Origin of the sequence: Mesorhizobium sp. M7A.F.Ca.ET.027.02.1.1 (genome assembly GCF_004022985.1) — a bacterium.
Classification (GTDB): Bacteria; Pseudomonadota; Alphaproteobacteria; order Rhizobiales; family Rhizobiaceae; genus Mesorhizobium.
In genome coordinates, this window is the sequence record NZ_RZOL01000553.1 from 1 (window position 1) to 3,143 (window position 3,143).

General features: G+C 63.7%; 1 protein-coding gene and 1 pseudogene. Both read left to right on the plus strand.

Annotated elements, in window-relative coordinates; genetic code table 11:
- Positions 1 to 385, plus strand: a pseudogene (locus EN749_RS38325) (hypothetical protein); the annotation flags it as partial.
- Between the two features lie 64 nt (positions 386 to 449).
- Positions 450 to 3,023 carry an ATP-binding protein gene (locus EN749_RS33200; RefSeq protein WP_128364750.1) on the plus strand — a complete coding sequence of 858 codons (2,574 nt, stop codon included), beginning with the start codon at positions 450 to 452 and terminating at the stop codon, positions 3,021 to 3,023.
- Positions 3,024 to 3,143 lie beyond the last annotated feature (120 nt).

The window sequence follows — 3,143 nt, forward strand, 5'->3', positions numbered from 1 at the left end:
CGTCGTCGTCGAGCGCGATATCCGACTTTCGGCGCTACGCCGGCCGGCATTGACTGGAGACGGTGGCTTGCAGCCGGTCCCGGCCACCGGCGACGAAGGTTCCGAATGTCAGGTTGCGTACCAGCTTGATGATGACGAGAACGATGACCAGCAGGACAAGCGCTGCAAACGTCCACAACAATGCTGCGGCATAACCGGGACCTGCCACGCTATCGAGCCATTGCATTGGGTTCCCCTGATCGCCCTTGGAAGTGACGAGACACTAGACCGTTGCACCGGGCCACCGCAAGTTGCGTTTCACGCCGGTGAACAGCTAGAAAAACTCCGAAGCCCGGAAGACATCATTTTTATCCGACATTTGCCGCCCAGGCCTTTTCCGGACTAGGAGAATGTGATTCAACCCGCTAGGGGCGGGTGTCGGAACACCGGAATTCACGAGCAGGGGGCACATGGCCAAGGAAGCGCGCGGCGATTTCTATCCGGTACCGATCGTCGACCAGAATACGCGACCCGGCGCGGTCACCCGGCTTATCATTTTCATTGTCGTTCTGACGGGGGCGGCGATCGTCTTCGGGCTTTTCCGCGAGCGCCTCGGCGATCCTTTCCTGCTCGGCATGCTCGGCGTGCTGGCGATGATCGGCGTCGGCTTCCTGTTCGCGACGGCGATCGGCTTCGTGCAGGTCACGCCACGCTCGACAGGCGACGAACTGTCGAAATCCTTCGTCGATTCGATGTCGCAGGGGCTTCTCGTCACCGACACCAAGGGCCGCGTCGTCTACGCCAATCGCGCCTATGCGGATATGACCGGAGCATCGTCCGCTGCCGACCTGAAGACCGTCGAGGGATTGCTCTCGGATGTCCCCGAAGCCTCGGTGACGATCTATCGCCTGGCGTCCGGCCTGCGCGACGGCCAGTCGGGCGACGGCGAGTTTAGGCTCGCACAGTCCATTCGGCCCGGTGCCGAGCCTGGCGCCCGCTGGTACCGGGCCCGCGCCCGCGCCTTCAGCGTTCCAGGCCAGCGGCTGCCGATGCTGGCCTGGCAGCTTGCCGACATCTCGCAGGAGCGGGCCGAGCAGGAGCGCTTCTTCCTCGACCTGCAGAAGGCGATCGATCACCTCGACCACGCGCCGGCCGGCTTCTTTTCGGCTGACCAGGAGGGCCGCGTCACCTATATCAACGCCACGCTCGCCGAATGGCTGGGCATCGACCTCACCAGCTTCACGCCCGGCGCCGTGTCTCTGTCGGAGATCGTGGCCGGCGACGGCATGGCGCTGGTCCGCTCGGTCAAGGCCGACCCCGGCACCACACGCAACGCGGTGATAGATCTCGACCTGACGACCACGACGGGCGAAGCGCTGCCGGTGCGCTTCATGCACCGTGTTTCGGCCAGCCGCGAAGGATTGAACGGGCCGACACGCACGATCGTGCTCAACCGCACGCAAGGCGAGGATGCCTCTGCCGATTTGCGGGCTTCGGAAGTGCGCTTCACTCGCTTCTTCAACTCGACACCGATGGCGATCGCCGGCGTCGACCACAATGGGCGCATCCTGCGTACCAATGCGCCGTTCCTGTCGCTGTTTTCGTCTGTCGTCGATCGCGACGCCGTCGACCGTCGCGTACGGCTCGACACGGTGATCCACGAACGCGACCGGCCGGCCTTTGCGGCTGCCTTCGAGAAAGCGCAGCAGCGGCAGGCCGACATCGAGCCGATCGACACGCTTTTGCCCGGCAACGACGAACGGCACATCCGCTTCTACGTCAACGCCGTCGCCGACGGCACCGGCGGCGAGGGCGCCGAGGAGTCGGCCATCGTCTACGCCGTCGAGACGACGGAGCAGAAGGCGCTCGAAGGGCAGATGGCGCAGAGCCAGAAGATGCAGGCGGTCGGCCAGCTTGCCGGCGGCATCGCGCATGATTTCAACAATGTGCTGACCGCCATCATCATGGCGTCCGACCTTTTGTTGACCAACCACCGTCCGTCGGACCCGTCCTTCCCCGACATCATGAACATCAAGCAGAATGCCAACCGGGCGGCTTCGCTGGTACGGCAACTGCTCGCCTTCTCGCGCAAGCAGACATTGCGGCCGGAAGTGCTCAACCTGACCGACGTGCTCGCTGATCTCAGGATGCTGCTGGCCCGGCTGGTCGGCAACGACATCAAGCTGAAGGTCGACCATGGCCGCGACCTGTGGCCGGTCAAGGTCGATATCGGGCAGTTCGAACAGGTGGTGGTCAACCTTGCGGTCAACGCGCGCGACGCAATGCCGGCGGGTGGCGATCTCACCGTGCGCACGCGCAATGTGACCGCCGAGGAGTGCAAGGCCTTTTCCTATCGCGAACTCACCCCGGCCGACTATGTCGTGGTCGAAGTCGAGGACTCCGGCAGCGGTATCGCGCCCGACGTGCTGAAGAAGATCTTCGAGCCCTTCTTCACCACCAAGGAGGTTGGCAAAGGCACCGGCCTTGGCCTGTCGATGGTCTACGGCATCATCAAGCAGACCGGCGGCTTCATCTTCTGCGATTCCGAGGTCGGCAAAGGCTCGACTTTCCGCATTTTCCTGCCGCGTCACATCGCCGAAGCGAAAAAAGCAGGCGAGCCCGGCGATGCGCCGGCGGCGCCGGCAAAGGTCGCCGATCCGGCCAAGGATCTGTCGGGCTCGGCCACGGTGCTGCTCGTCGAGGACGAGGATGCCGTGCGCATGGGCGGCATGCGGGCGCTGACCTCGCGTGGCTACACCGTGCACGAGGCATCGTCGGGCGTCGAGGCGCTGGAAGTGTTCGAGGCGCTGGGCGGCAAGGTCGATATCGTCGTTTCCGATGTGGTCATGCCGGAAATGGACGGACCGACACTGCTTGGTGAATTGCGCAAGCGCCAGCCGGACATCAAGTTCGTCTTCGTGTCCGGCTACGCCGAGGACGCATTCGCCAGAAACCTCCCGGCAGATGCGCATTTCGGCTTTCTGCCCAAGCCGTTTTCGCTCAAGCAACTGGCGACGATCGTCAAGGACGTGCTGGAGTCTTAGAGCCTTTCCCATGTTCCACCTTGCACAACGCCGTGACAACGCCATGATTGCGGGTCACCCGGCAACAAAACCGTGTCGGCGTAGTCGTCCTTGTCCGCTTCGTTGTGCGGCGTCACCAGT

Coding starts and splice junctions, on each gene's coding strand:
- EN749_RS33200 (WP_128364750.1), top strand. CDS start 450: ATGGCCAAGGAAGCGCGCGGCGATTTCTATCCGGTACCGATCGTCGAC.